This window comes from Roseovarius albus (assembly GCF_900172335.1).
GTDB lineage: Bacteria > Pseudomonadota > Alphaproteobacteria > Rhodobacterales > Rhodobacteraceae > Roseovarius > Roseovarius albus.
On the sequence record NZ_FWFX01000006.1, the window covers coordinates 131,351 to 157,646 of the forward strand.

Annotated in this window: 30 protein-coding genes; 27 read left to right on the forward strand and 3 right to left on the reverse strand. The window is 56.5% G+C overall.

What is annotated here, in order from left to right:
• Nucleotides 1-194 precede the first annotated feature (194 nt).
• Nucleotides 195-767, forward strand: coding sequence for a YceI family protein (locus ROA7450_RS10940; protein ID WP_085805756.1), 573 nt, complete (start codon nucleotides 195-197; stop codon nucleotides 765-767).
• Between the two features lie 56 nt (nucleotides 768-823).
• Here the strand turns inward: ROA7450_RS10940 and ROA7450_RS10945 are convergent, their stop codons facing one another.
• Nucleotides 824-2,095, reverse strand: a complete 1,272-nt coding sequence (locus tag ROA7450_RS10945; protein ID WP_085805757.1) for a cytochrome b/b6 domain-containing protein — start codon at nucleotides 2,093-2,095, stop codon at nucleotides 824-826.
• A 164-nt stretch (nucleotides 2,096-2,259) separates the two neighbouring features.
• Here ROA7450_RS10945 and fabD point away from each other — a divergent pair, with 164 nt between their 5' ends.
• The 6 genes from fabD (at nucleotide 2,260) to mltG (ending at nucleotide 7,932) form a co-directional block, all read left to right on the forward strand.
• Entirely contained in the window at nucleotides 2,260-3,201 is a 942-nt protein-coding gene (gene fabD, locus ROA7450_RS10950) for an ACP S-malonyltransferase (protein ID WP_085805758.1), read from the forward strand.
• 64 nt (nucleotides 3,202-3,265) lie between these two features.
• Nucleotides 3,266-4,003, forward strand: a complete 738-nt coding sequence (gene fabG / locus ROA7450_RS10955) for a 3-oxoacyl-[acyl-carrier-protein] reductase (RefSeq protein ID WP_085805759.1) — start codon at nucleotides 3,266-3,268, stop codon at nucleotides 4,001-4,003.
• Nucleotides 4,004-4,238: 235 nt separating this feature from the next.
• A complete protein-coding gene (locus tag ROA7450_RS10960) occupies nucleotides 4,239-4,472 on the forward strand; it encodes an acyl carrier protein (protein WP_085805760.1) in 234 nt (77 codons plus the stop codon).
• A gap of 186 nt (nucleotides 4,473-4,658) precedes the next feature.
• A complete protein-coding gene (locus ROA7450_RS10965) occupies nucleotides 4,659-5,402 on the forward strand; it encodes a 1-(5-phosphoribosyl)-5-[(5-phosphoribosylamino)methylideneamino]imidazole-4-carboxamide isomerase (RefSeq protein ID WP_085805761.1) in 744 nt (247 codons plus the stop codon).
• Nucleotides 5,403-5,518: 116 nt separating this feature from the next.
• A complete protein-coding gene (fabF, locus tag ROA7450_RS10970) occupies nucleotides 5,519-6,778 on the forward strand; it encodes a beta-ketoacyl-ACP synthase II (protein WP_085805762.1) in 1,260 nt (419 codons plus the stop codon).
• On the forward strand, nucleotides 6,778-7,932 hold the full coding sequence (gene mltG / locus ROA7450_RS10975; protein WP_085805763.1) for an endolytic transglycosylase MltG: 1,155 nt from the start codon (nucleotides 6,778-6,780) through the stop codon (nucleotides 7,930-7,932). The genes fabF and mltG overlap by 1 nt, the downstream gene beginning before the upstream one ends.
• A gap of 67 nt (nucleotides 7,933-7,999) precedes the next feature.
• On the opposite strand, the gene ROA7450_RS10980 is transcribed toward mltG, so the two are convergent.
• Nucleotides 8,000-8,932 (reverse strand): DMT family transporter, encoded by a 933-nt coding sequence (locus tag ROA7450_RS10980; protein WP_085805764.1) that lies wholly within the window; start codon nucleotides 8,930-8,932, stop codon nucleotides 8,000-8,002.
• 103 nt (nucleotides 8,933-9,035) lie between these two features.
• On the opposite strand from ROA7450_RS10980, the gene ROA7450_RS10985 reads away from it, so the two are divergent.
• The 20 genes from ROA7450_RS10985 (at nucleotide 9,036) to ROA7450_RS11080 (ending at nucleotide 25,890) form a co-directional block, all read left to right on the forward strand.
• On the forward strand, nucleotides 9,036-9,941 hold the full coding sequence (locus tag ROA7450_RS10985; protein ID WP_085805765.1) for a LysR family transcriptional regulator: 906 nt from the start codon (nucleotides 9,036-9,038) through the stop codon (nucleotides 9,939-9,941).
• A gap of 258 nt (nucleotides 9,942-10,199) precedes the next feature.
• Nucleotides 10,200-10,721 (forward strand): hypothetical protein, encoded by a 522-nt coding sequence (locus ROA7450_RS10990; RefSeq protein WP_085805766.1) that lies wholly within the window; start codon nucleotides 10,200-10,202, stop codon nucleotides 10,719-10,721.
• Nucleotides 10,722-10,915: 194 nt separating this feature from the next.
• Nucleotides 10,916-11,257 carry a hypothetical protein gene (locus tag ROA7450_RS10995; protein WP_085805767.1) on the forward strand — a complete coding sequence of 114 codons (342 nt, stop codon included), beginning with the start codon at nucleotides 10,916-10,918 and terminating at the stop codon, nucleotides 11,255-11,257.
• Nucleotides 11,214-12,536, forward strand: coding sequence for a DNA-packaging protein (locus tag ROA7450_RS11000; protein WP_442475975.1), 1,323 nt, complete (start codon nucleotides 11,214-11,216; stop codon nucleotides 12,534-12,536). Before ROA7450_RS10995 ends, ROA7450_RS11000 begins: the two co-directional genes overlap by 44 nt.
• A gap of 120 nt (nucleotides 12,537-12,656) precedes the next feature.
• A complete protein-coding gene (locus ROA7450_RS11005; RefSeq protein WP_085805769.1) occupies nucleotides 12,657-13,118 on the forward strand; it encodes a DMP19 family protein in 462 nt (153 codons plus the stop codon).
• A gap of 419 nt (nucleotides 13,119-13,537) precedes the next feature.
• The gene (locus ROA7450_RS11010) at nucleotides 13,538-14,728 is read left to right on the forward strand and encodes a phage portal protein (RefSeq protein WP_085805770.1); all 1,191 of its coding nucleotides are present in this window, start codon (nucleotides 13,538-13,540) and stop codon (nucleotides 14,726-14,728) included.
• Nucleotides 14,721-14,951: a GTA head formation protein, RCAP_rcc01685 family gene (locus ROA7450_RS11015; protein WP_085805771.1), complete on the forward strand. Its 231-nt coding sequence runs from the start codon at nucleotides 14,721-14,723 to the stop codon at nucleotides 14,949-14,951. Before ROA7450_RS11010 ends, ROA7450_RS11015 begins: the two co-directional genes overlap by 8 nt.
• Nucleotides 14,952-14,974: 23 nt before the next feature.
• Nucleotides 14,975-15,529, forward strand: coding sequence for an HK97 family phage prohead protease (locus ROA7450_RS11020; protein WP_085805953.1), 555 nt, complete (start codon nucleotides 14,975-14,977; stop codon nucleotides 15,527-15,529).
• Between the two features lie 43 nt (nucleotides 15,530-15,572).
• Entirely contained in the window at nucleotides 15,573-16,754 is a 1,182-nt protein-coding gene (locus ROA7450_RS11025) for a phage major capsid protein (RefSeq protein ID WP_085805772.1), read from the forward strand.
• Nucleotides 16,755-16,899: 145 nt separating this feature from the next.
• Nucleotides 16,900-17,502 carry a head-tail connector protein gene (locus ROA7450_RS11030; protein WP_085805773.1) on the forward strand — a complete coding sequence of 201 codons (603 nt, stop codon included), beginning with the start codon at nucleotides 16,900-16,902 and terminating at the stop codon, nucleotides 17,500-17,502.
• Complete coding sequence (locus tag ROA7450_RS11035) at nucleotides 17,499-17,837, forward strand: head-tail adaptor protein (RefSeq protein ID WP_085805774.1); 339 nt, start codon at nucleotides 17,499-17,501, stop codon at nucleotides 17,835-17,837. Before ROA7450_RS11030 ends, ROA7450_RS11035 begins: the two co-directional genes overlap by 4 nt.
• A complete protein-coding gene (locus ROA7450_RS11040) occupies nucleotides 17,834-18,247 on the forward strand; it encodes a DUF3168 domain-containing protein (protein ID WP_085805775.1) in 414 nt (137 codons plus the stop codon). Before ROA7450_RS11035 ends, ROA7450_RS11040 begins: the two co-directional genes overlap by 4 nt.
• A gap of 33 nt (nucleotides 18,248-18,280) precedes the next feature.
• Nucleotides 18,281-18,694 carry a phage major tail protein, TP901-1 family gene (locus tag ROA7450_RS11045; RefSeq protein WP_085805776.1) on the forward strand — a complete coding sequence of 138 codons (414 nt, stop codon included), beginning with the start codon at nucleotides 18,281-18,283 and terminating at the stop codon, nucleotides 18,692-18,694.
• A 2-nt stretch (nucleotides 18,695-18,696) separates the two neighbouring features.
• Nucleotides 18,697-19,026, forward strand: coding sequence for a gene transfer agent family protein (locus tag ROA7450_RS11050; protein ID WP_143534434.1), 330 nt, complete (start codon nucleotides 18,697-18,699; stop codon nucleotides 19,024-19,026).
• Nucleotides 19,026-19,226, forward strand: a complete 201-nt coding sequence (locus tag ROA7450_RS11055) for a rcc01693 family protein (RefSeq protein WP_085805778.1) — start codon at nucleotides 19,026-19,028, stop codon at nucleotides 19,224-19,226. Before ROA7450_RS11050 ends, ROA7450_RS11055 begins: the two co-directional genes overlap by 1 nt.
• The gene (locus tag ROA7450_RS11060) at nucleotides 19,219-19,884 is read left to right on the forward strand and encodes an RcGTA-type gene transfer agent tail tape measure protein (protein WP_085805779.1); all 666 of its coding nucleotides are present in this window, start codon (nucleotides 19,219-19,221) and stop codon (nucleotides 19,882-19,884) included. The genes ROA7450_RS11055 and ROA7450_RS11060 overlap by 8 nt, the downstream gene beginning before the upstream one ends.
• 18 nt (nucleotides 19,885-19,902) lie before the next feature.
• Nucleotides 19,903-20,535, forward strand: a complete 633-nt coding sequence (locus ROA7450_RS11065; RefSeq protein ID WP_085805780.1) for a DUF2460 domain-containing protein — start codon at nucleotides 19,903-19,905, stop codon at nucleotides 20,533-20,535.
• On the forward strand, nucleotides 20,532-21,422 hold the full coding sequence (locus ROA7450_RS11070; RefSeq protein ID WP_085805781.1) for a phage/gene transfer agent baseplate hub protein: 891 nt from the start codon (nucleotides 20,532-20,534) through the stop codon (nucleotides 21,420-21,422). The genes ROA7450_RS11065 and ROA7450_RS11070 overlap by 4 nt, the downstream gene beginning before the upstream one ends.
• Entirely contained in the window at nucleotides 21,419-21,865 is a 447-nt protein-coding gene (locus tag ROA7450_RS11075; protein ID WP_085805782.1) for an NlpC/P60 family protein, read from the forward strand. Before ROA7450_RS11070 ends, ROA7450_RS11075 begins: the two co-directional genes overlap by 4 nt.
• The gene (locus ROA7450_RS11080) at nucleotides 21,865-25,890 is read left to right on the forward strand and encodes a baseplate multidomain protein megatron (protein ID WP_085805783.1); all 4,026 of its coding nucleotides are present in this window, start codon (nucleotides 21,865-21,867) and stop codon (nucleotides 25,888-25,890) included. Before ROA7450_RS11075 ends, ROA7450_RS11080 begins: the two co-directional genes overlap by 1 nt.
• Here ROA7450_RS11080 and ROA7450_RS11085 read toward each other — a convergent pair whose 3' ends face one another.
• Nucleotides 25,891-26,268 carry a TraR/DksA family transcriptional regulator gene (locus tag ROA7450_RS11085; RefSeq protein WP_234999499.1) on the reverse strand — a complete coding sequence of 126 codons (378 nt, stop codon included), beginning with the start codon at nucleotides 26,266-26,268 and terminating at the stop codon, nucleotides 25,891-25,893.
• Nucleotides 26,269-26,296 lie beyond the last annotated feature (28 nt).

Below are 26,296 nucleotides of genomic sequence, written 5' to 3' on the forward strand. Positions count from 1 at the left end.
AGAAAACTTGGCTGAAGTAGCTAAATTCCCAAGCGTTTCCTGCACGGTTGTTTGCGTCTCTAAGTCATTGGCGGATTTCCGCAAGTGTGGGTTTTACTCAGATAAAAATATCCTAAGTTGCAACTGAGAACACGTGCATAGCCTGCAGCCATTGTACCGAATACCTCGCGACAAACCAATTTGGAGAACTTCACATGAAATCCCCCCTTATCGCCGCAGCGTTGGCTCTATCCGCAACGGCCGCTTTTGCGGAACCGGAAAAATACGTTCTGGATGCAAGCCATAGTCAGGTGCTGTTTAGCTATAATCACCTTGGCTATTCCACGACTTACAACATGTTCTCTGGTTTTGAGGGCGAAATCATGTTTGACGCCGAAGCCCCTGAAAACTCTTCTGTCAGTGTCGAGCTTCCGGTGCGCTCTTTGTTTACTGGATGGGAACAGCGGTTCGAGCACTTCATGGGTGCGGATCTGTTCAATGCAGCCGAAGGGGATATGGTGACCTTCGTTTCCACTGGAATTGAAGTCACAGACGAGAACACGGGCAAGATCACCGGTGACCTGACCATGAATGGCGTGACCAAATCGGTTGTGCTTGAAGCGGATCTGAACAAGACCGGCGATCATCCCTTTGCTGGTAAGCCATGGGTAGGTTTTGATGGCAAAACAACTTTGCTGCGGTCTGATTTTGGCCTCGGATATGCCGCTCCGAACGTAAGCGATGAGGTCGAAGTTCTGATCTCAATCGAGGCAGCCAAAGCGGATTAATCTGCTACCAAAGATTTTTGAAAGGCTGCCGAAATCTTCAGCAGCCTTTCTTAGTATTATCCACTTATGGCGGTTAGATTGAACTGGATTTTCACACCAAACCCAAGTGTCCCTTCATCACCGACGCCAGCGCCGATGTTGAAATCACGGCGGTCAACGGCGAGTTCGCCCGCCGCTGTTGCGGTATCACCGTCAATTTCCAATGTGAACGGCATCTCAACCGGGACCGATTGATCACGGATGGTCAGCGTGCCGCGTGCGATCATCTGATCGCCATCGGCAACCAGATCGGCAGTAAATTGCGCGGTGGGGAAGGTGCCAACATCAAAGTAGTCAGCCGCCATGGCTTGATCGGTAACCGCGCCCAAGGATAGGGACGCAATGTTGATTTGCACATCGACATTGCCGTGTTTACCTGTCGCATCGGCGGCTTCAGCATAGGTGATGTCTGCAGTCCAATCGGCAAAGCCACCCGTAACGTCCGATCCAGATTGTTTGACGATGATGTTCAGCGCACCGTCTTGAACCAGCCAGCTGTTGCCTTTGGTGACCGCTTCGGAGGATGTTGCAGTGTCCTCTGACGTTTGGGGTGCTTCCGTTTCTATCACTTCAATCGTTTCCACGGCATGCGATTGTGGGAACCACCCCAAATAAGCGCCACCGCCCATTGCTGCGGCCCAGACCATCAGCGCAGCAACAAAGGGCAGTACGTGGCCGGGTTGTTCCTGAGTCGGTTGGGCGTCGGTCTGGCCGGGTAGCATACGGCGCAGGGTGGCATCGCCGTCGATCACGTGGTGTTTGATCGCGCCCGCGATGTGCGCGGCCAGTGCACCGATCAGCACCCATTGCAGGATATAGTGCAGCGTGCCGGTGAATTCGGCCAGATGCTCATCTTTCGGAACAAACGGCAGGTTTTGTCCAAAGGGCCACCAGATCGGGGCGAAGCCAGTTGTTGCGGCGTGGTGGATCCAACCGCTGAGCGGTACGGCAACGAGCGAGCCGTAAAGCAACCAATGAACAGTTTCTGCTGCCAACGCCTCGGTCTTGTGATTGCCATTGAGTAGCCCGGGTTTGGTTTGCATGAGCGCCCAAAGGATGCGCGCCAATGCGACGAAGAAAACCGTGACACCGATGGTTTTGTGGAGCGAGAACAAAAGGTAGGCACGAGCAATGTCTGCCTCGGTCGCGGCAACGCCAGTGGTGATACCATGCGCAACATTATTGGCGATGATCCCAAGCGGAATGGCCGAAACGATAAGGAGGGCCGTCACCCAGTGAAACGATTTTGCGACGGACCCGTATGTGGTGGGGCTGTTGTGCCGGGGCATTATGGCATCTCTTATTAAGTTATATTTGTCTGAGACCTATCCTATCCAAACGGGAGAACAATACCAGTTTACGCACAGGGGATGTGCACCGCGACGCTTCGCCGTTGCGTCACGGCGCGCAGCACGGTATCGGATAGGGGACATATCAGGGAGATAAGCAGAATATGGGTCGAGCATTTGTATTTCCGGGGCAGGGTGCACAGACAATTGGCATGGGCAAGGCGCTTGCCGACGCCTATCCGGCAGCGAAAGTGGTTTTTGACGAAGTTGACGATGCTTTGGGCGAAAAACTGTCCGATCTGATCTGGGAAGGCACGCAAGAAGACCTGACCCTGACACAGAATGCACAGCCTGCATTGATGGCAACCTCTTTGGCAACGATGCGTGCATTGGAGGCTGAAGGTGTGACGATCGAGGCCGCTTCGATGGTCGCTGGCCACTCTTTGGGCGAATATTCTGCGTTAGCCGCAGCGGGTGCGATCAGCGTGGCTGATACCGCCCGTTTGCTGCGGACACGTGGTAAAGCCATGCAAGAGGCGGTCCCAGTTGGTGTTGGCGCGATGGCTGCTCTGCTAGGGCTCGATTTTGACGCGGCAAAAGCCGTGGCTGAAGAGGCCGCGATGAGCGAAGTTTGCCAAGCCGCGAATGACAATGACCCCGGGCAGGTGGTTGTTTCTGGCCATGCCGATGCGGTGAACCGTGCTGTTGATCTAGCCAAAGAACGTGGTGCAAAGCGCGCGGTGTTGCTGCCGGTGAGCGCGCCGTTCCATTGTGCCTTGATGGAGCCAGCAGCGACCGTCATGGCGCAGGCACTGGAAGAAGTCGACATCGTAAGCCCGGCTGTGCCACTCGTGGCCAATGTTGTAGCAGAAGCGATCAGTGGCCCGGCAAAGATCCGCTCCCTATTGGTAGAACAGGTGACTGGGTCAGTCCGCTGGCGTGAATCCGTGATGTTTATGGCCGCGCATGAGATCACCGAGATCTGGGAGATCGGTGCTGGTAAAGCCCTGAGTGGGATGGTGCGTCGGATTGATCGCACTCTGGCTTGCCGCAACATGGGAACACCGGATGAAGTCAAAGCTGCGGCAGAAGCGCTGCAGGCTTAAGAATTCATTGAGTTGATGAGATGCTGGCAAGCTTTGGGTTTGCCGAAGAAAAAGGAATAAAATCATGTTTGACCTGACTGGTAAAACAGCCCTGATCACGGGCGCATCGGGTGGTATTGGCGGCGCGATTGCCAAGGCATTGCATGGCGCTGGAGCAACCGTGGGCCTGAGCGGCACACGTGTTGAACCATTGGAATCGCTGGCGGCTGAGTTGGGTGACCGCGCGCATGTGCTGCCTTGCAATCTGGGTGATCCAGAGGCGGTGGATGCCCTGACCAAAGATGCGGCGGCTGCGATGGGCGGGCTGGATATTCTGGTGAACAACGCCGGTATCACACGCGACCAGATTTTCATGCGCATGTCGGATGATGAATGGCAGAACGTGCTGGATGTGAACTTGACCTCAACCATGCGGTTGTGCCGGGGTGTTATGCGCCCGATGATGAAGGCACGCTGGGGCCGGATCATCAACATCGGATCGATTGTGGGATCAACCGGTAACCCCGGTCAGGTGAATTATGCCGCGTCTAAGGCGGGGATGGTCGGACTGACCAAATCCATTGCCTATGAGGTCGCCAGTCGCGGTATAACTGCCAACGTCGTGTCGCCGGGCTTCATCGCTACCGCGATGACCGACAAGCTGAACGATGAACAAAAGGCCGCCATCAACGGTAAAATCCCGGCGGCCCGTATGGGTGCACCCGAAGAAATTGCTGCGGCTGTCTTGTATCTGGCCAGCCCGGAAGCCGGTTACGTGACGGGATCGAACCTGCACGTCAATGGCGGCATGGCGATGCTGTAATTATGCGGGGGGCTTGCAATTTTTTGCAGGTGCCCCACTTTGTGAAAACGTTTGCCATTAGCGCGGCATGTGATATAGGCGGCGCAGACTCGTTGACGCAGGAGGAATTTCTGAGTTGGCGACCCGTGTAAACGGACAGAATGAACCGCCCGGAGGGGCAAAACCAACGCCGTATCCCGGCACGAGCAGGGGCGGACCTGAGGCCACAGGCCTGACAAAAGATGAGGAAAATGACATGAGCGATATCGCAGACCGCGTAAAGAAAATCGTTGTTGAGCACCTGGGTGTGGAAGAGGACAAAGTTGTAGAGAATGCCTCTTTCATCGATGATCTGGGCGCAGACAGCCTTGACACGGTCGAGCTGGTCATGGCCTTTGAAGAAGAATTTGGTATCGAAATTCCTGACGACGCCGCAGAAACCATTCAATCCTTTGGCGATGCAGTAAAATTCATCACCGAAGCGTCTTAATACACTTCACATTTATGAAATGCAGGATGGCTCCGATTATTCGGGGCCTTTCTTTTTTCTGCAATCTATGACGTAATCGGGGCGTTAATTGCCGATTTGGTAAAATCGTTTTTTCGAACTACACTTAAAAGACACAGAACTCTGTCATTCAAAGCAGAGCGGAGTTGATAGAAAGGGCGCCTCATCATGATCATCTATCCGACAATAGAACTTCACAATGGCAAGTGTGTTTCACTGACACGCGGTCGGCTGGAAGAACCAGTCATTTGGCACGTCGATCCAATTGAAACCGCGCGCAAATTTGCGGCGGCAGGTGCGGAATGGATGCATGTCACTGACATAAACGCGTTGGCCTCCGATGGTGATAACTGTGATCTTATCGAGGAGATGATCCGTCAGGCGGGAATTCCGATCCAGCTTGGTGGTGGTTTCCGCGCCCGTGAGGGTGTTGCACGTTGGATTGACAAAGGGGCCGGCCGAATTGTTCTTGGTACAATGGCCGCACGCGAGCCTGAATGGGTTAAAGAGATGGCACGTTCGCACCCTGACCAAATCGTTTTGGCCGTTGATGTGTTTGAAGGTGCCGTAATGACTGAAGGTTGGCGCACGCAGAGCGCTTTTGACCCGGAGGATTTTATAAAGGCGTTTGAAGACGTTCCATTGGCTGGTGTTATTGTGACCGATATTGATGCCGACATAGAGGACCAGGATGCAAGCCTGGGTGTCATCACCAATCTCGCGGCGAAAACGCGCCATCAGGTGATTGCGCGCGGGACAGTGCGCAATGTTGATGATGTTGCTCGTCTGAAGTATGTTCATAACATTTCGGGAACGCTGATTGGTAAAGCGATCCTTTCGAAGGATATCGATCTGGAAGAGGCGCTTCTAACTGGTCGTGCCGAACCAGAACCGGTTGCCGAGTTCCAATAAATCCCCCAAATATAACAAAAACGGGCGTGCTTTTGCGCGCCCGTACGCGTTGGACTTGCCCCCGGGGGGCAAGGCAGGATATGAGCAGCGAAAGATTGCGTTGAAAGGACAGTAGGATGCGTCGAGTCGTCGTCACCGGTCTGGGATTGGTTACCCCTCTTGCCGATGGGGTTGAAGAAAGCTGGAAACGGATTCTGGATGGTCAATCCGGAGCTGGTCCTATCACACGGTTTGATGCATCAAACGTTGCCACCAAATACGCCTGCGAAGTGCCCTTGGGGGACGGTAGCGAAGGCACCTTCAATGCTGACGACTATATGGCGCCAAAAGAGCGCCGTAAGGTCGATGATTTTATCCTCTACGGTATGGCGGCAGCTCAGCAAGCCGTTGAAGACGCTGGCTGGACACCTGAAGACGAAGAGAGCCTGCTGCGTACAGGTGTGATGATCGGTTCAGGCATCGGCGGCTTGCGCTCCATTGAGGAAACAACGCTGATCATTCGTGACAAAGGCGTACGCCGGGTTTCCCCATTCTTTATTCCGGGTGCTCTGATCAATCTGATTTCCGGTCAGGTTGGTATTCGTTATGGCTTCAAAGGTCCGAACCATTCTGTTGTGACGGCCTGTTCGACAGGCGCCCACGCCATTGGTGATGCGGCGCGGCTGATCCAGTTTGGTGATGCGGACGTCATGGTGGCGGGTGGTGCCGAGGCGGCGATTTGCGAAATCGGGATTGCGGGATTCAACGCCTGTAAGGCACTGTCAACCAAACGGGCCGATGTCCCGCAGGCGGCAAGCCGCCCTTATGATGAAGATCGTGATGGTTTTGTCATGGGGGAAGGTGCGGGCATCGTGGTTCTGGAAGAGCTCGAGCATGCCAAAGCGCGCGGTGCGAAGATTTATGCCGAGATCTTGGGTTACGGCCTGTCGGGTGATGCGTATCACATCACGGCGCCGTCTGAAGATGGCGATGGTGGGTTCCGCGCGATGCAGGCAGCATTGGCGCGCGCCGGTATCGAAGCATCTGAGGTGGATTACATCAACGCGCACGGTACCAGCACCATGGCGGATACAATTGAGTTAAAAGCTGTTGAGCGTTTGCTGGGCGACAAGGCGAGCCATGCAACAATGAGCTCGACCAAATCCTCTACCGGTCACTTGCTGGGAGCAGCCGGTGCAATTGAAGCGATTTTCTCGATACTAGCGATCCGCGATCAAGTTGCACCGCCGACGATCAATCTGGACACTCCTGTAATTGAGACACCTTTGGACCTGGCACCCAAAGCCAAGCGTGAGCGTGAGATCAATATCGCCATGTCCAACAGCTTTGGCTTCGGCGGAACGAATGCCAGTCTGTGTGTCGGGAAGTTGCGCTAATGTGGCGGCATATTGCCTCTAACGCACTGACATGTCTGATTGTTCTGATCTTCTTGATGGCGGGTGTAATCCTGTGGGGCAAGAACCAGTATGCATCTGAAGGCCCGTTGGCGGATCAGATGTGTCTGCGGGTGGAGCGTGGCCAAACCATGCGGCGGGTGTCGGAAAACCTCGAAGAGCAGGGCGCGATCTCGAGCGGTACAATCTTTCGTCTCGGTGCGGAGTACACGGATAAAAGTGGTGCTCTGAAAGCGGGTAGCTGGCTGATCCCGGAAGGGTCCAGCATGGGCGATATCGTGGAACTGGTCACCAAAGGTGGCGCGAGCACATGTGGGACTGAGGTTGTCTATCGAATTGGTGTCACGTCGTTGGAAACGCTGGTGCGCGAATTGGATACCGAAACCGAAAAGTACGTTGAAGTTGCATCCTTTAATCCTAATGAAGATGAAGCACCCGAGGCCTATACTTCCGTGCGTGACGAGTCGGATACACGGTATCGGATTGCGGTGGCAGAAGGGGTCACCAGTTGGCAAATTGTTCAGGGTTTGAAAGCCGCTGATGTTCTGGATGGTGAAGTCGCCGAGATTCCCGGTGAGGGTTGGCTGGCGCCGGATAGTTACGAAGTTCGTCGCGGTGATACCCGAACTGAAGTTCTGCAAGAAATGCAGCAAAAACAAGAATATATCCTTGCTGAAGCTTGGGGCTCGAAAGCGGATGATGTGCCGCTAGAAGATTCCTATCAGGCGTTGATTTTGGCGTCGATTGTAGAAAAAGAAACCGGATTGGCCGAAGAGCGTCGCCAAGTGGCGAGCGTTTTTGCTAATCGTCTGAACCGGGGCATGCGTCTACAGACAGACCCGACCGTGATTTACGGCATCACTGAAGGCAAGGGCATCTTGGGACGTGGTTTGCGTCAAAGTGAGCTTCGTAAGGGAACGCCCTTTAATACTTACATTATTGAAGGGCTGCCGCCGACACCGATTGCCAACCCCGGGAGGGCCAGCATAGAGGCCGCAGTCAACCCTGACAGTACAGACTATATCTTCTTCGTGGCTGATGGCACCGGTGGGCACGCCTTCGCCAAGACATTGGATGAGCATAACGCCAATGTGGCGGAATGGCGCAAGATCGAAGCCGAGCGTAACAGTCAATAACAGGCATTGCGTACATCATGTACGCAATGCCCACTAAAACGCACACAAACCCCTGACGGTTTGATGGCTAGCGTTGTTTACGCAAAACCATCAAACCTGCGCTGACGATTAAAACCATTCCGAAAATAGATAGCGCATTCGGTAAGAGTGCGAAAAACAGATAGTCCCAAATCACAACGAAGATCAGGTAGCTATATTCAAATGTAGCTACGTTTGATGGTGGAGCGGCCTGATATGCGCCAGCAAGCAGCATATAGATGGCAAGCGAGAGACAGGCGAGCAGGAATAGAATCTGCCATTCTGCAACGCCAAGCGATCCCCATTTTCCAAAAATATATGGGTAGGATTGGGTGAGTACGTCAGTTGGGGGAAAAGCTGTGATTACCAGACTGCCCAAAATACCTGCTGCCATCATAACGAGGTTGAGCGAGAGAGCCACTGCTGAAAGCGGGACGTCATGGCATTTTACCCGTGTCGTGATGTGGGCCAGTGCGTAGAAGGTGGCACCAATCAGGGGCAGGATGGCCCAGTAGGAAAACGCATCGGTACCGGGTTGCAGCAACATCACTACCCCGAGGAAACCGATCAACACTGCAAACCAGCCGCGCGGGCCAACAGGTTCGACAATCACATAGGCGGAGAGCAATGTCACGAAGATGGGAGCGACATAATTTGCCGCCCCAACAGTCGATAAATTGAGAAAGGGCAGGGCGGCATAAAAGGCGAGGAAGGTCGATGCCAGAAAGAGGGAGCGAAGCATCACCCACCTCTGCAAAGCGAGGCGAAGAACATTTCTATGCACGCCACGACACCATGCCACGGCATAAAGAAGGGGGAGCATCAGCACCCCGCGCAGGGCGAAGATTTGCCACAGCGTCAGTTGCGTGCTGTATAGTTTGATCACCAAATCCTGCAGCGAAATACTGAATGCAGCTGCGATGACCAAGGTAATTCCACGGCTCAGATTTTGGGGGCGATTGGATAAATCTGTGAGGCTCACGGCATAGACCTGTGTGTGACTAAAGTATGTGCCTCATGTTATTTGAGTGCCGGTATTTGAATAGACATTGAATTATAATCAAACTCATTAGTAAAATTAAATAATGGACCGTGCTCCAATTCAGGGAATCGAAGTCTTTCTGACGATTGTTCAGGAAGGATCTTTGCGTGCCGCAGCTCGGGCACTTGGGGTTGGACCGCCAGCCGTGAGCCTGCAACTCAAAGCGCTGGAGGAGAAAATGGGCGTTGGCCTGATTATCCGGACAACGCGCAGAATTGAACTGACAGAAGCCGGGCGAATTTTGTTCGAAGCGGCGGCTCCGGCCTATCGGGACATGACCTATGCGGTGAAAAAGACCAAGGAACTGGGGACATCAACCACCGGCACCTTGCGCCTGAGCCTGTCTCGTGGCGCTTACATGACGGCACTTGCACCGGTGTTGGAGCAATTTCTGGCGGATTATCCGGGAATCAAGCTGGACCTGTCGTGGAATGAAGAATTGGTGGATATTAACCGCGCAGGGTTTCATGCAGGCATTCGGCTGGGAGAATCCCTGGCACCCGACATGGTGGCCGTGCGGATCACACATCCGCTTGATTTGGTATTCTTTGCAGCACCGTCTTACATTGAAAAACATGGTTGTCCTGCACATCCCCGCGATCTGCTGAAGCATCAATGCATTCGGTATAAATTGCCTACCGCGAACCAGTTGGCAGAGTGGCGGTTTGTCGAGGAAGGACAGGAAAAACTGATTGATCCATCTGGCAGGATTATCTTTGATCAGGTCGCAGGCGTGACTCAAGCAGCCAGCGAAGGACATGGCATAGGTTTTTCCTTGCGTGCGACCATGCAAGATCATTTGGAAGCTGGGCGGCTTGAGACAATTCTGGATAAGTATAGACGCGATCTGCCGCCATTTTACCTGTACTACCCAGAGCAGAACAGACGGTTAGAGTGTTTGCGTTTGCTGAAGGATGCTCTCGTTTCTTGGAGAGACAGATCGGTATAGAATAGCGTCTGAAAAAGGAATATTGATCCGAATTTGCCTTGTGATCGTAAACAACATAGTCTGATAGTGGTCTGGATATGTACGGTATTCTTGCTTATCCAGATGAAGTTGCGAGATTTTTTGAGTTTTGAGTAAAAAAGACTGTATCTTATGTCTGATTTGTACATATTGTGGTTGTGCGAACAGATTACGCCGGACGCTCGCCATCTCAGGAGGGCGTCTGTTTTTGAGAACCTGACTAATTCTATGGGGAGAAACATGAAAAAGTTCTATAATACATGCGCTGCCATTGCAGTGGTTCTGGCATCACCTGCAATTGCATCTGACGCCGATGTCCTGCCATCAGCTGACGATGATATCGCAATTTATCGTACGGCCGGCCCTTGGACCGTCTACCAAAACAACACCCGAAAGCACTGCCTGATTGCCCAGAAGGGCGACAACGGTGGCTTGGTGCAGATGGGCCTGTCGAAGTCCGGTGACTACGGCTACGTCGGAGCATTTTCCCAAAGTGCTGAAGTTCAAGAAGGCCTGAAAGAGGTTGTCGTTTTGGTGAATGATAATGTCTACACGGGTGAAGCCTCGGGTGTCGGCACTGGTCTGGAAGATGGCTACAAGGGTGGCTACATTCGGGTGAACAACCCGAACTTCGTCAAGGATCTTGAAAAAGAAGGCGAGATGATTGCTTTCCCTGACACGCCTTACATTTACACAATCAATCTTGCTGGCACAAAAAACGCGATCTATGAGGCGCGCAAATGCACGGAAGAGCTTCAGTAATCTGACGCTCTGAACGTATAGGAAATTCAGTGGCAAGGCTCCCTTCGGGGGGCCTTGTTTTTTGTGGTTGACGCTGCGTGCGCCGCGCTTTCGTCTGATTAACCTTTGTCTTTGATCCTAATGCCTGCACTGGACAGAACGCGGCGAGGCGTTCGCGAAAAGAGGGGTGTCACAACAGATGAGGCAGAGCACTTATGACATTAATCACCCCCGATACGGGGCCTTCGGGCCTGACCACCTCGATCACCGCATTGGAGCGTCAGCTGGCGGATATGCGCGAGGAATTGGAGGCCAGATACGAGCGCATCAGGGCGGGCGATCTGGGAGAGTTGAAAGAGGCGGGGCGGGCGATTGCGGAAATCCGGCAATGGCTGAAAATCGCCATCGAGGCGGAGGCACAACTTGAAAAACGCAACAAACGAGACAAGGGCATTGTTTACGACTACGCGCTCGACTTTGCCGAAGCCCGGGCTTCGATCTGCTGCCGATTGGATCGTCTCAGAAGGGCGCGATGCCCAGGACGATTTCCTGAATGACCTGAACGAGGGCGAGCTGTTGGCATTGCCCTATCTGTTTGAGTTCTGGGCGTTGGAGCATCAATTGCCGCCAGAGGGCGATTGGCACAGCTGGGTGGTGATGGGCGGGCGCGGCGCGGGGAAAACCCGCGCCGGGGCCGAATGGGTGCGGGCGCAGGTGGAAGGCGCGCGTCCACTGGATGAAGGTCGCTGCCGGGCGATTGCACTGGTCGGCGAGACCATCGAGCAGGTGCGCGAGGTGATGGTCTTTGGCGAAAGCGGAATCATGGCTTGTTCACCGCCGGATCGCAGGCCGGTGTGGCAGGCAACGCGCAAGCAATTGATCTGGCCCAACGGGGCGGTGGCCAAGGTGTTTTCGGCGCATGATCCGGAGGCGTTAAGAGGACCGCAGTTTGACGGGGCCTGGGTGGATGAGCTTGCAAAATGGCGCAAGGCGCGGGCGACCTGGGATATGTTGCAGTTTGGTTTGCGGTTGGGGGAGCATCCGCAGGTTTGCGTGACCACGACGCCGCGCAACGTGGGCGTTTTAAAGGATGTACTGGCGCAGGACAGCACAGTTGTGACGCAGGCTCCGACCGAGGCCAATGCCGCGTTTCTGGCGCAGTCGTTTTTGGATGAAGTTCGGGCGCGCTATGCTGGGACCCGACTGGGGCGGCAGGAGCTGGACGGCGTGTTGATTGATGAGGCCGAGGGAGCCTTGTGGACCAGCGCCATGTTGTCAGCCTTGCAGGTTGAAGACTTGCCGGAGTTGGACCGGGTGATCGTGGCGGTGGATCCGCCAGTGACAGGCAAGGGCACATCAGATTCCTGCGGGATCGTGGTGGCGGGGGCCGTGACGCAAGGCCCGGTGCAGGATTGGCGGGCCTATGTGCTGGCCGATTGCACGGTCGAGGCCGCCAGCCCGACGCGGTGGGCCAGCGCGGCCATTCGGGCGATGGAACAATATGGGGCGTCGCGGTTGGTGGCAGAGGTTAACCAGGGCGGCGATCTGGTGGAACAGGTGATCCGGCAGGTCGATCCGCTGGTGCCGGTGAAGTGCGTGCATGCCAGCCGGGGCAAGGTCGCACGGGCGGAGCCGGTGGCGGCGCTCTATGAGCAGGGCCGGGTGTATCATGCGCGGGGATTGGCGGAGCTGGAGGACCAGATGGGTCAGATGACGGCGCAGGGGTTTGAGGGCAAAGGCAGCCCGGACCGGGTGGATGCGCTGGTCTGGGCGCTGACGGAACTGATGATCACCCCGGCGGCAAAATGGCGAGAGCCGAAGGTGCGGGTGGTTTGAGAGAACAACGCTTGTTTAGCGCAATTTACATTGAATTCTATGAGGTTCCGGAGTTGGAGCTTTACTAAAAGTTTGTAATTGTGCGACTTGTATGCAGGTTTGTCGTGCGGTGAGCGAACAATGAAAATTAACGAAAACTACTTTCAGCGCTTGTTGTACGATACCGATGCGATAGAGGCTGTCGCGACACTTTCTGGCTTCTGGAGTGGCCGACTGGATAGCGGTCTGAAAAAACTTGGACTGAGTGATCCCGAATGGAAAGTTCAGTTAATCCTCATTTATTCTGGGGAAGTTCTAAATGGCGGATTCACGCAATACTTTCTGAACAGAGGTTTGGAGACTTTATTTGATACATGCTCAGCTTTGAAAGAAGTTGAATTGTCCGAATGCGCCGATCTTGCAGAAAAAGCGGGCAATAAATTTGCGAAGTTTGAAAGTGGGAAAATTACAGAAGAAGAGTGCGCCTTAAGCCTTCAGAAATATGATGTTCTGGCCTTTCGCAGGCTTTCTGTAGTTGATGAAGCATTGCTGCGATTCCTGAGAAAGAATGAAGAACTTTTGCTCGTTCCTGAAAGAGCATAATTTAGTCGATTTGAACATTTTAAGTTGCCACGGGCAGAGCCAGACCGCGGGTGGGCGTTGATACGGGTGTCGCATCTTGATTTATGTTTCAACTCACATCCGACTTATCTGAAATGGCTGACATGGCAAAAGAGCCCGCCCATGGGGCGGTCGGGCTCTGCCCGGCGCGCTGCGCGCGCTGTTTCGGGCATTGAGGTGCTCTTTGCCACAGTTAAGCAAAGTATAATCATTAAAGTATTACGATGATGTGGGAAGTTTGAACCTTTTAGATTTCCTTGGGATTGGAAGAAAACCCTTATTTCGTTGGCGAATGGCGAGCGCACGCATTGATAAATCTTTCGTAAAGCTTTGGCGGTTTTATGGCTTCAACCCGGGGTGAACAGCATCCCTCGTGAGGCAGCCAGAGGAGCTTTGAACAGATGATTTTGGATTTCTTCCGGCAGGGGCAAGAGCAGGTTGCGCCAGAGCAAAAGGCAAGTGCAGCTGGCCGTGTGGTGGCCTGGGGCAATGCGGGCCGAGTGTTGTGGAGCCCGCGGGATACCGCCAGCCTGATGCGGACGGGGTTCGCGGGTAATCCGATTGGCTTTCGCTGTGTCAAACTGCTGGCCGAGGCGGCGGCGAGCCTGCCGCTGGTGCTGCAAGATGAGGTGATGCGCTATAGTGCCCATCCAGTGCTTGATCTGGTTAAGCGGCCCAATATGGCGCAGGGGCGGGCGGAATTGTTCGAGGTGCTCTATGGGCAGTTGCTGCTGAGTGGCAATGCCTATCTGGAGGCCGTGGGCGGCGGCGAGGGCGAATGCCCGCTGGAGCTGCATGTGCTGCGCTCGGACCGGATGAGCGTGCTGCCTGGGGGGGATGGCTGGCCGGTGGCCTATGAATACGCCGTGAGTGGGCGCAAGCACCGCTTCGAGGTGCAGGATGGACCATCAGCGATCTGTCATCTGAAGAACTTCCATCCGCAGGACGATCATTACGGCTTGTCTCCGCTGCAGGCGGCGGCGCAGGCGCTGGATGTGCATAACAGTGCCAGCCGCTGGTCCAAGGCGCTGCTGGATAATGCCGCGCGGCCCTCGGGTGCGATTGTCTATAAGGGGGCCGAGGGGCAAGGCAGCCTGAGCAATGATCAATATGACCGGCTAGTGAGCGAGATGGAGACGCACCATCAGGGGGCGCGCAATGCCGGGCGACCGATGCTGCTGGAAGGTGGTTTGGACTGGAGGCCAATGGGTTTCAGCCCATCTGACATGGAATTTCAGAAGACCAAGGAAAGTGCCGCGCGTGAGATTGCGCTGGCTTTTGGGGTGCCGCCGATGTTGCTGGGGATTCCAGGGGATGCGACCTATGCCAATTACCAGGAGGCCAACCGGGCGTTTTACCGCCTGACGGTGTTGCCGTTGGCGACGCGCGTGGTGGCGGGGGTCAGTGAATGGCTCAAGGGCTTTACCGAAGAGCCGGTGGAGCTGCGCCCGGATCTGGATCAGGTGCCGGCGTTGGCAGTCGAACGAGATGCACAGTGGGCACGGGTGACTGGTGCGGATTTTCTGACCACAGCGGAAAAGCGCGAAATGTTGGGATTGCCGGCGTTGAGTGGTGAGCCTGCGGATGTCTGAAGACACGCGATATGGGTTTGAGGCGTTTGATTGCGCGCCTGCACTGAGGCTGGAGGCGCATGAGCGGGTGGCCAAGCTGCAGCACGAAGCCTTGGTGCAGCGGTTGGACAAGATCGAAGCGGCACTGGAGCGATTGGAAAAAAGGCTTTGGCTGGCGGTGTACGGTGTGGTGGGGGCGATTTTGGCGCAGGCGTTTCAGCCGTTGATCACTGCGATGCCGTGAGGGTTTGAGAGAGGATGTTGGGAATGACGATAGATTGGGGGCTGGAACATAAGTTCTGCCAGATGGATGGGGTCTTGAACGTGACCGATGGCACGCTGATCGAAGGTTATGCCAGCCGGTTTGATGACCGGGACCGGGGCGGCGATATTGTGCAGCCGGGGGCCTATGCGGGGTCATTGGAGCGGTTGCGCGCCGAGGGGCGGCAGGTGAAGATGCTGTGGCAGCACGACCCGGCCCAACCGATTGGGGTGTGGGATGAGGTGCGCGAGGATGCCAAGGGGCTATATGTCAAAGGGCGCTTGTTGGAAAATGTGGCCAAGGCGCGCGAGGCGGCGGCATTGATTGCGGCACGGGCAATTGACGGGCTGAGCATTGGCTATCGCACCGTCAAGGCGGTGAAGGATGACAAGGGAGCACGTCTCTTGCAGGAACTGGAGCTATGGGAGGTGTCGCTGGTGACCTTTCCGATGCTGCCCAGCGCGCGGGTAACAGCCAAGGGAGCGGACATTCCGATGGAGCAGGCCATGCAGGAATTGGCGGCGGGGTTTGAGGCCGCGCGTCAGGAGATGGCGCGGTAGGCGCGCCAGAACACAACCAGAAACGACCAGAACAGGAAAAGCGATGAGCAGAACCGAGGTGAATTCTCGGACCGGGGAAGATCTGTCTTCGGTGACCGAGGTGAAGACCGCAGTGGCGGGTTTCGCAAGCGATTTCAGGGGCTTTCGAGCCGATCTTATGAAGCGACTTCAGCAGCAGGAAGAAAAAATGACACGATTGGAACGGAAATCAATGGCGCAGATGCGTCCGGTATTGGCGCGTACAGCTGACGGCGATGCGCCGCATGCGAAGGCCTTTGATGCCTATCTGCGCAGTGGTGACGATGATGCGTTGCGCGGGTTGGAGCTGGAAGGTAAGGCGCTGAACACGGCTGTGGCAGGCGATGGTGGTTATCTGGTAGATCCGCAGACATCCGAGACCATTCGATCGGTGCTATCTTCGACCGCGTCGATCCGGGCGATCGCCAATGTGGTGCAGGTCGAAGCGACGTCTTATGACGTGCTGGTTGATCATACGGACGTAGGCCATGGCTGGGCCACAGAAACCGGGTCGGTGAGCGAGGGGGCAACGCCAACGATTGATCGGATTGCCATTCCATTACACGAGTTAAGCGCCTTGCCGAAGGCGAGCCAGCGCTTGTTGGATGACGGCGCCTTTGATGTTGAGGGATGGCTGGCGGGGCGGATTGCCGACAAGTTTGCCCGGGCCGAGGCAGGGGCGTTTATCGCCGGTGATGGTGTCGATAAGCCCAAGGGGATGCTGGATCATCCGAGTGTGGACAATGACAGCTGGAGCTGGGGCAATCTGGGCTATGTGCCGACCGGTGCGGCGGGTGATTTCAATGGATCCGATGCAATTGTCGATCTGGTCTATGCGCTTGGCGCGCAATACCGGGCGAATGGCACTTTTGTGATGAATTCAAAAACGGCGGGCGCGGTGCGCAAGCTAAGGGATGCCGATGGCCGGTTCCTATGGTCTGATGGTCTGGCGGCGGGGGAGCCTGCGCGCCTAATGGGCTATCCGGTGCTGATTGCCGAGGACATGCCGGATATGGCGGCGGATGCGATGGCGATTGCTTTTGGTGACTTCTCGGCAGGTTACACCGTGGCCGAACGCCCGGACCTGCGGGTGCTACGCGATCCATTCAGCGCCAAGCCGCATGTTCTGTTCTACGCCACCAAGCGCGTGGGCGGGGATGTCAGTGACTTTGCCGCAATCAAACTGCTGAAATTCGCCACTTCGTAAGGGGGGTGAATGGGGTGGGGTCCTGCGTGGCCCCACCCGGGCGCGCGGGCCAGGCAGGCGTTGTCCAGCTGCTCCTCTCTGATCGAGCAACGCTGGGACCGCGCGTCTGAACGCAAGAGGGATCCGTAAAATGTGGAGCAATTCCATGATGTTGATCGAAGAAACTGCGGTGTCCCAGGCCGCGCTGCCACTGGCGGAATTCAAAGCGCATTTGCGATTGGGAACTGGGTTTGATGATGACACACTACAGGATGCGGTACTGGAAAGCTTTCTGCGGGCGGCCTTGGCCGCAATTGAAGCGCGGACCGGCAAGGCGCTGATTGCGAGAGGGTTTTCATGGACGGTGACGCGGTGGCGCGATCAGGCCGGACAGGCCCTGCCAATCGCACCGGTGAGCGCGGTGACGGCGCTGAAGCTGCGCAGTCAGACCGATGAAGAAGAGGTGATTGATCCAGCGCTCTATCTGCTGGAGGCGGATATGCAGCGCCCGATCTTGCGGCCCAGAGGAACGCTTTTGCCAATGATCCCCGAAGGAGGTGTGGCGGAGGTGGTACTGACGGCGGGTTATGGACCCACGTGGGGCGATCTACCGGCGGATCTGGCGCAGGCAGTTCTGCTGCTGGCGGCGCATTACTATGAGTATCGCGACGAGACGGCGCTTGGCGGAGGCTGCATGCCCTTTGGGGTGACCAGCCTGATCGAGCGCTATCGCACCGTGCGGCTGTTTGCCGGAGGGGCGGCGCGATGAAACGGGTGCATCTCAATCGCAAGCTGGTGCTGGAGGCACCCGAGAGGGTGGCCGACGGGGCGGGCGGATATTCAGAGAGCTGGGCCGCTGTCGGGACGCTTTGGGCCGACGTATCGGCGCGGAGCGGGCGCGAGGTTGGTGGAACGGCGACAAATCTGACGCAAAGCGGGTTTCGCATCGTGGTACGGGCAGCCCCGGTGGGAACGCCGGCGCGGCCTGTGGCTGGGCAGCGGTTTCGCGATGGGACCCGCGTGTTTGCTATTGAGGCTGTCTACGAACGCGACGTTCATGGCCGGTTTCTGACCTGCCATGTGCAAGAGGAGGGTGGGCTATGAGCTATGGCATTGCAGCGGCTTTACAGGAGGCGATTTATGGCTATCTGAGCACAGATTTGAACCTTGCGGCAATGGTCGGCACCGCGATCTATGACGAGGTCCCCACTGGGGAGTTGCCGGAAACATACGTGACACTTGGCCCGGAAGAAGTGCGCGGGCGGTGTGACAGCACAGGGGCCGGGGGCTGGCATCGTATAACCGTGTCGGTGGTGACGCAAGCGCCGGGATTTCATCAGGCCAAACAAGTGGCGGCGGCGATCAGCGATCGGTTGAACGAGGCAGAGTTGAGCCTGAGCCGGGGTCATCTGACGGGATTGCATTTCTGGCGGGCACGGGCGCGCCGTGAGGATGGCGGAGCGCTGCGGCGGATCGATTTGATTTTTCGGGCGCGTGTCGATGATGCCGTCTGATGTGCACAAGATTTCATGAAATGGAGACGATAAATGGCAGTTCAAAACGGTAAAGACCTGCTGGTCAAGATTGACCTGACGGGGGATGGCAGTTTTCAGACCGTGGCGGGCCTACGGGCGACGCGGGTGAGTTTCAATGCCGAGAGTATTGATGTGACCAGCCTTGAGAGCCAGGGGGGGTGGCGCGAGCTGCTGTCGGGGGCCGGGGTGAAATCGGCGTCAATTAGCGGGTCTGGCGTGTTTCGCGACGAGGCCAGTGATGAACGGGCGCGGCAGATCTTTTTCGATGGGGATACGCCGGACTTTCAGGTGGTGATCCCGGATTTTGGCATCATCGAGGGGCCGTTTCAAGTGACGGCAATTGAATATAGCGGCGCCCATGATGGCGAGGCGACTTACGAGTTGTCGCTGGACTCGGCCGGGTGGCTGAACTTTACGGCAATATGAGCATGGAAGTGGATGGCAATCCCTGGGCGGGCGAGGTGGCGTTGGTCATTGACGGGCAGCGTCATGTGCTCAAGCTCACGCTGGGGGCGTTGGCGGACCTGGAGGCTGGATTAGAAAGCGACAGTCTTGTGGCCTTGGTCGAGCGGTTCGAGCAGGGGGCATTTTCTACGCGTGATGTGTTGGCTTTGATTGTGGCCGGGTTGCGCGGTGGTGGCTGGCAGGGACGTGCTGCGGATTTGTTATCAGCTGAGATAGAAGGTGGCCCGATGCAGGCGACCAAGGTGTCGGCAGCGTTGCTGGCTCGGGCCTTTGCCTTGCCTGAGGTGGGATAATGGGCGGATTTGACTGGCCAGTCTTGTTGCAGACGGGGTTGCGCGGGCTCGGGTTGAAACCGGCAGAGTTCTGGGCGCTGACGCCTGCAGAATTTCAACTGATGCTGGGGGCCGGGTCAGGGGCCATGCCGCTGCGGCGGGCGGGATTGGATGCGTTGTCGCAGCGGTATCCAGATGCTGAGGAGGTGAAAGATGATTGACGGGGATGGGTTGGAGGATCTGGATCTGCAGGCGGCAGAGCTGGAGGACGGTCTGGGCGGCGCTGCCGAAATGGCAGGCGTGTTTAATGCCGAGCTGTCGCGGGTCAGAGCTGCCTTTGCTGAAGTGGGTTCTGATGTGCAGACGCTTGAGCGTGGCATGAGCCGAGGGCTGAGCAATGCCATGCGTGGGGCGATTGTGAACGGCGATAGCCTGTCGCAGTCTTTGGACAAGATTGGCCAGTCGATGGTCAATAGCGCCTTTAACGCGGCGGTGCGGCCGGTGACCAATCATGTGGGTGGCCTGATTTCGGAAGGTATTGGCGGATTGGTTGGAAATTTGTTGCCCTTTGCTAAGGGGGGCAGTTTTTCCCAAGGCCGTGTGCGGCCCTTTGCCGAGGGAGGGGTGGTCAGCGGGCCGGTATCCTTTCCGATGCGTGGAGGGGAGACCGGGCTGATGGGCGAAGCTGGACCCGAAGCGATCATGCCTCTGAGCAGAGGGGCCGATGGTAAACTTGGGGTGCGCAGTAACGGGGACGCTGCACCGGTGAACATCACCATGAACATCAACACGCCGGATGTGGAGGGGTTTCGCCGCTCTAAGGTGCAGATTGCCGCGCAACTGGGCCGGGCGATTGGGCGCGGCAATCGCAACCGCTGATCAGAGAGGATTTGAGAGATGAAATTTCATGAAGTGAGATTTCCGGCCAGTCTGAGTTTCGGCTCGCTGGGGGGGCCGGAGCGGCACACTGATATTGTGACGTTGGCCAACGGGTTTGAGGAGCGCAACACACCCTGGGCACATTCGCGCAGGCGTTATGATGCGGGGCTGGCGATGCGTTCATTGGATGACATTGAGACGGTAATCGCATTTTTTGAAGCGCGGCAGGGGCAAATCCATGGATTTCGGTGGAAGGACTGGACGGATTTCAAAACCAGCCGGGCGGCAGAAATACCTGCCTATGATGACTTGGAAATCGCGCGCGGCGATGATGTGACGACAGTGTTCCCGCTGATCAAGACATATCGATCAGGCGAGATCACCTATCAGCGGCCGATCGTGAAGCCGGTATTGGGCACAGTGAGAATTGGCCTTGGGGATGTCGAACAGCAGGATGGCATCCATTATGAAGTGGATACAAGCGCCGGCGTGGTAACCTTTGCACATCCGCCGAATGACGGGATCATGATCACCGCTGGATTTGAATTTGATGTACCAGTGCGGTTCGATACGGATCGGATCCAGACCAGCGTTGCCAGCTTTCAGGCAGGTGAGGTTCCGAGCATTCCCGTGGTGGAGATCCGGGTATGAGTGAGTTCAATGAGGGTCTTAAGGCGCATCTGCAGACGACGGTTACGACGACCTGCCGGTGTTGGGTGCTGGTGCGAAGAGATGGCGAAGTGATGGGGTTTACCGATCACGATTTACCTTTGGAGTTTGAGGGGGTCACGTTTCGTGCAGATACAGGGTTGAGTGCGCTGGCCTTACAGCAAAGCACGGGCCTGTCGGTGGATAACACCGAAGCGATGGGGGCATTGAGTGATGCCGCCATCCGCGAGGACGATATCGAAGCGGGACGTTATGACGGAGCAGAAGTGCAGGCCTGGCTGGTCAACTGGCAAAACGTTGAAGAGCGGCAGTTGCAGTTTCGCGGGCTGATTGGCGAGATGCGCCGCCAAGGTGGGGCCTTTGAGGCGGAATTGCGTGGGTTGACGGATGTGCTCAACCAGCCCTACGGGCGGATTTATCAAAGGCCCTGTGGCGCGGTACTGGGGGATCGGGCTTGCGGATTTGATCTGGAGACGCCAGCGTATTTCGCTGAATGCGCGGTGGAGGGTGTTGAAGAGCGCCGTGCCTTTCGGTTTGCCGCGCTTGAGGGTTATGCCGCAGAATGGTTTCAATTCGGTGTTCTGCGTGTTCTGTCCGGCAAGGCCGAGGGGCTGAGCGGTTTGATCAAACGGGACAGTGAAGATGCCAAGGGGCGGTTGATTGAGCTGTGGCACCCCTTGCGGGCCGAGATTAGGCCTGGGGATTTGTTGCGACTGATTGCGGGATGCGACAAGCGTAGTGAAACCTGTCGGAAAAAGTTCGACAACTACCTGAATTTCCAAGGGTTCCCGGATATTCCGGGGGACGATTGGTCTGTTACGGACCCAACCCGCGCGGGGCGGTTGAATGGAAAGAGCCGTCGGCGATGAACGGGATCGGAGAGCAGGTGGTGCAGGCGGCGCGGGGCTGGATTGGCACGCCCTATCGGCATCAGACCTCGACCAAAGGGGCGGGCACGGACTGTCTGGGCTTGCTGCGCGGGGTCTGGCGTGAGGTTCGTGGAGTGGAACCGGAAGCGGTGCCCGCCTATTCGATGGATTGGGCGGAGCCGTCGCGTGATGAGGTGCTGTGGCGTGCGGCCGAGCGGCATTTGCAGCGGGTTCATCTAAATGATGAACAGCCCGGGGATGTGTTGTTGTTTCGGATGCGCGATGGGGCGGTGGCCAAACATCTTGGCATCGTTGGGTGTGTGGGGCCGCAGGCCAGTTTCATCCATGCCTATTCAGATCATGCGGTGGTGGAGAGCCCGCTGAGTACGCCGTGGCAACGGCGGATCGCGGCTCGATTTAGATTTCCTGAGGAGAAAGTGTAATGGCGACAGTTGTCTTATCAGCAGTGGGGGGTGCAATTGGCAGCCAAATCGGTGGAACTGTCTTGGGGCTATCGACCGCGGCGTTAGGGCGTTTTGCAGGGGCGATGATCGGGCGTTCCATTGATCAACGTACGATGGGACGGGGATCAGAGGTTGTTGAAACCGGGCGTGTCCGCCGGTTGCGCCTGACCGGATCGGGTGAGGGCGATGCGGTTGCCAAGATCTACGGTCGTATGCGGGTTTCAGGTCAGGTGATCTGGGCCACGGAGTTTCGCGAGCGAGTCATTGTGTCTGGAGGTGGTGGCGGCAGTAGTGGTGGCGGCAAAGGTGGCGGACGGCCAGCCACGCCGCCGGAACCCACAGTGCGCGAATACAAATATTCGATCAGTCTGGCGATTGCCTTGTGCGAAGGGGAGATCAGTCAGGTGGGCCGGGTCTGGGCCGATGGCAATGAACTGACCCGCGATAAATTGGATATGCGGGTGTATTTTGGCACGCGTGATCAATTGCCCGATCCCAAGATCGAAGCGATTGAAGGGACGGGCACGGTCCCGGCCTATCGCGGTACGGCTTATGTTGTGATTGAAAACCTGCAATTGGATCAGTTTGGGAACCGTGTGCCGCAGTTTTCATTTGAGGTGATACGGCCGCCGCAAGAGGGGCAGCCGGGGGCCGAGCTGGACCCACCGCAGGCGGTGAGGGGCGTGGCGCTACTGCCGGGCACGGGGGAGTATTCTCTGGCAACGGCACAGATTACACTCCGGCACGGGCCGGGGTCAGGCAAGGTGGTGAATGCGAATTCACGATCTGGCAGAAGTGACATGAACACTGCCATTGCCGCGCTGGAGGGTGAGTTGCCGGCCTGCAAGGCTGTTTCGATAGTGGTGAGTTGGTTTGGGGACGATCTGCGTTGTGACCGTTGTGACATCCGACCGAAAGTGGAGCAAAATACCTTTGATGGGGCGAATATGCCCTGGCATGTGTCTGGTGTTTTACGAAGTAATGCACAGCGGGTGGTTCGAGGATCGGATAACAAGCCCCTTTATGGAGGGACACCTTCTGACAGGGCTGTGATCCAAGCGATCAAAAAACTGAAGCTAAAGAACAAAGAGGTGATGTATTACCCGTTTATTTTGATGGATCAGAAGGACGGCAATACGCTGTCTGACCCCTATAGCGATGCAGACACGCAGCCTGCGTTGCCGTGGCGAGGGCGCATCACATTGAGTGAAGCCTCAGGGCGGGCCGGGAGCCCAGATGGGACGAGTGGGGCAGATGCCGAAGTGGCTGCGTTTTTTGGAACTGCGCGGGCCAGTCATTTTTCGACCAATGGCACGGCGACAGTGGGCAGCAGCGGCCTGTCCAGTCTGATCAATCTGAACTGGAACGCGAAATTGAGCCCGGTCATCTACAGTGGCCCGAATGAATGGGGGTTCCGGCGGTTCATTTTGCATCAGGCGGCCCTGTGCAAGGCCGCTGGCGGAGTGGAGAGTTTTTGTATCGGGTCCGAGATGCGCGGGTTGACGCAAATTCGGGGCACCGGAAATAGCTTTCCAGCGGTGCAGGAATTGCGGGATCTGGCGGCAGAGGTGCGCATATTGCTGGGGCCGGAAACCAAGATCAGCTATGCGGCGGATTGGTCGGAGTATTTCGGCTATCAACCGCAGGATGGCTCCGGGGATCGGTTTTTTAACCTCGATCCACTGTGGGCTGATGAGAACATCGATTTCATTGGGATCGACAATTACATGCCGCTGTCAGATTGGCGGGATGGTCAGGATCACGCGGATGTCCATTGGGAAACGGCGTATGATCTTGGGTATTTGCAATCCAATGTTGAAGGTGGCGAAGGGTATGATTGGTATTATGCCTCGGATGAGGCGCGCGCGGCGCAGATCAGGACGCCGATCACAGACGCAGAGCATAATGAGCCGTGGATTTGGCGCTATAAGGATATGCGCGGATTTTGGGAGAATGTGCACCATGAGCGAGTAGGAGGCGTGCGCTCTGAGCTGCCCACGGATTGGGTGCCGGGCTCGAAACCAATACGATTTACCGAATATGGCTGTGCTGCGGTGGATAAAGGCACCAATCAGCCAAACAAGTTTCTGGATCAGAAGTCTTCGGAATCGCGCTTGCCTTACTTTTCTGATGGACGGCGGGATGAAACGATACAGATGCAGTACCTGCGGGCGATAAACGGCTATTGGGGACGCGCTGAGCACAACCCGGTTTCTGATCTGTACGAAGGGCCGATGGTGGATATGGATCACGCCTATGTTTGGGCCTATGATACGCGGCCCTATCCGTTTTTTCCAAATAATCGCAAGCTATGGAGTGATGGGGGAAACTATGGTCGGGGGCATTGGATCTCAGGTCGGGCGGCCTCGCGTCGGTTGGCCTCGGTTGTGGATGAGATCGCTGAGGAGGCGGGGGCGGCCCATGTCGATACTTCCAAGCTTCATGGCATGGTGCGCGGGTATCAGGTGGACGACGTGGGCGAGGCGCGGGCAGCACTGCAGCCCTTGATGCTGCGCTATGGGTTTGACGCGATTGAGCGGGATGGAACACTTCAATTTCGCATGCGCGATGGTGTAGCGGATCATATGATTGACCCGGAAACGGTTGTCCGGGATCCAAAGGAAAAGGGCCCCCTAGAATATACCCGGGGCAGCGCCGCGGAACTGTCAGGCCGAGTGCGACTGCGGTTTATCGAGGCCGACGGTGATTTTGAGGTGGTCGCGGAAGAAGCCATTCTGTCGGATGATCCCAATCCTGTTGTATCGGCATCGGAGTTTCCACTGTCGATGACGCGGGCGGAAGGGCGGCAAACGGTTGAGCGTTGGTTATCTGAGGCGCAGCTAAACACGGATACAGTGCAATTCAGCCTGCCGCCTTCCGATCTGGGGGTGGGGGCCGGAGATGTCGTGGCCCTGCCAGAAGATGGTGGTCAGGGGCTGTATCGGATTGACCGCGTTGAAGAACGCGGCGGCATACAGCAATTGGATGGGGTACGGATAGACCCCGAAAGCTATCGCCCCGTGGAGTTTGTGGAGGAAGTGGCGAATGTGGGCTCGTATGTGCCACCATCGCCCATATCCCCGTTTTTCATGGATTTGCCGCTGCTATCCGGAGAGGAGGTGCCGCATGCGCCTTACCTAGCAGTTGCGGCGGATCCTTGGCCCGGCGCGGCTTCGCTTTATTCATCTGACTTTGACGCGGACTATCGTTTGAATACCGTTGCAAACGCGCGTTCACCGATTGGTGTGACAGAATCCGTTTTGGAGTGGGCCCCATCTGGCGTGATGGATCGTGGTGCGGGGCTGATGGTGAAGATGCTTTACGGGGAGTTAGAAAGTGTCAGTGAGGCAGGGGTGCTCAATGGGGCCAACCTGTGCGCGATCGGGGATGGGCAGCCGGATCACTGGGAGCTGTTTCAATTTCAAACAGCGGGTCTGACTGGGCCTGAAACCTACATGTTGAGCATGCGCTTGCGCGGGCAATTAGGTACTGAAAGGCCGGAGGGCTACTCTTGGCCCGAGGGGTCTTTTGTTGTCCGCCTCGATGGCAGTCCGCAGCAGATCAACTTGCCCGAGGCCAAACGCAGGTTGTCTCGGTTCTATCGGATCGGTCCGGCAGGGCGGCCGTTTGATGACGAGTCTTACCAGCAGATCGAGCTGGCGTTTGACGGTATCGGATTGCGGCCCTACCGACCGGTCCACCTACAGCTAAAGGGTGCTGCAGGACAGGATCGCCTATTTAGCTGGGTGCGGCGCAGCAGGATAGGCGCGGACCGTTGGGACACGCCCGAGATTCCACTGGGTGAAGAGCGAGAGCTGTATATTGTGCGTGTTGTACGGGCCGGGGAAATATTGCGCGAAGAAATGGCCAATGAACCTGAATGGCTTTATTCAACGGTTGATCAGATAGCGGATGCCTTTGACGAAGGGGATGAATTGCAAGTGGCACAGGTCTCGGCCCTGTATGGTGCAGGGGTATTTGCCAGATACGTGTTTGATGCGTGACTAACCCTTGGCGCAATCGATACATTTCAAAGCAGCAGGGTCCAGACGCAGGCGATTTGGGTTGATGTCTTCACCACAGCTGTCGCAGTAGCCGTACTCATCCTCATCCATGCGGGTGAGGGCGGCATTTAGGCGGGTGCGTTCTGATTGCCGGCGGGTGTGGTTGGCATTCGCCATGGCCTGATTTTGCAAAGCGTCCATGCGACTGAGGCGCCCGACCGCTTGCTGATCAAGTTCAACCGTTTGTTGACCCTCGGCGCCGAGGTCATCCTCGGCGTCCAGCGCGGCAAGACGTTCTGTAATCAAAATGCGGAATTCTGACAGGTCCGATTCATGCATTTTGCTTATATCTCCCATCACCACTTTGCATTTTGCCATTGCTCCCTATGTGTTATAGTCAAGCACG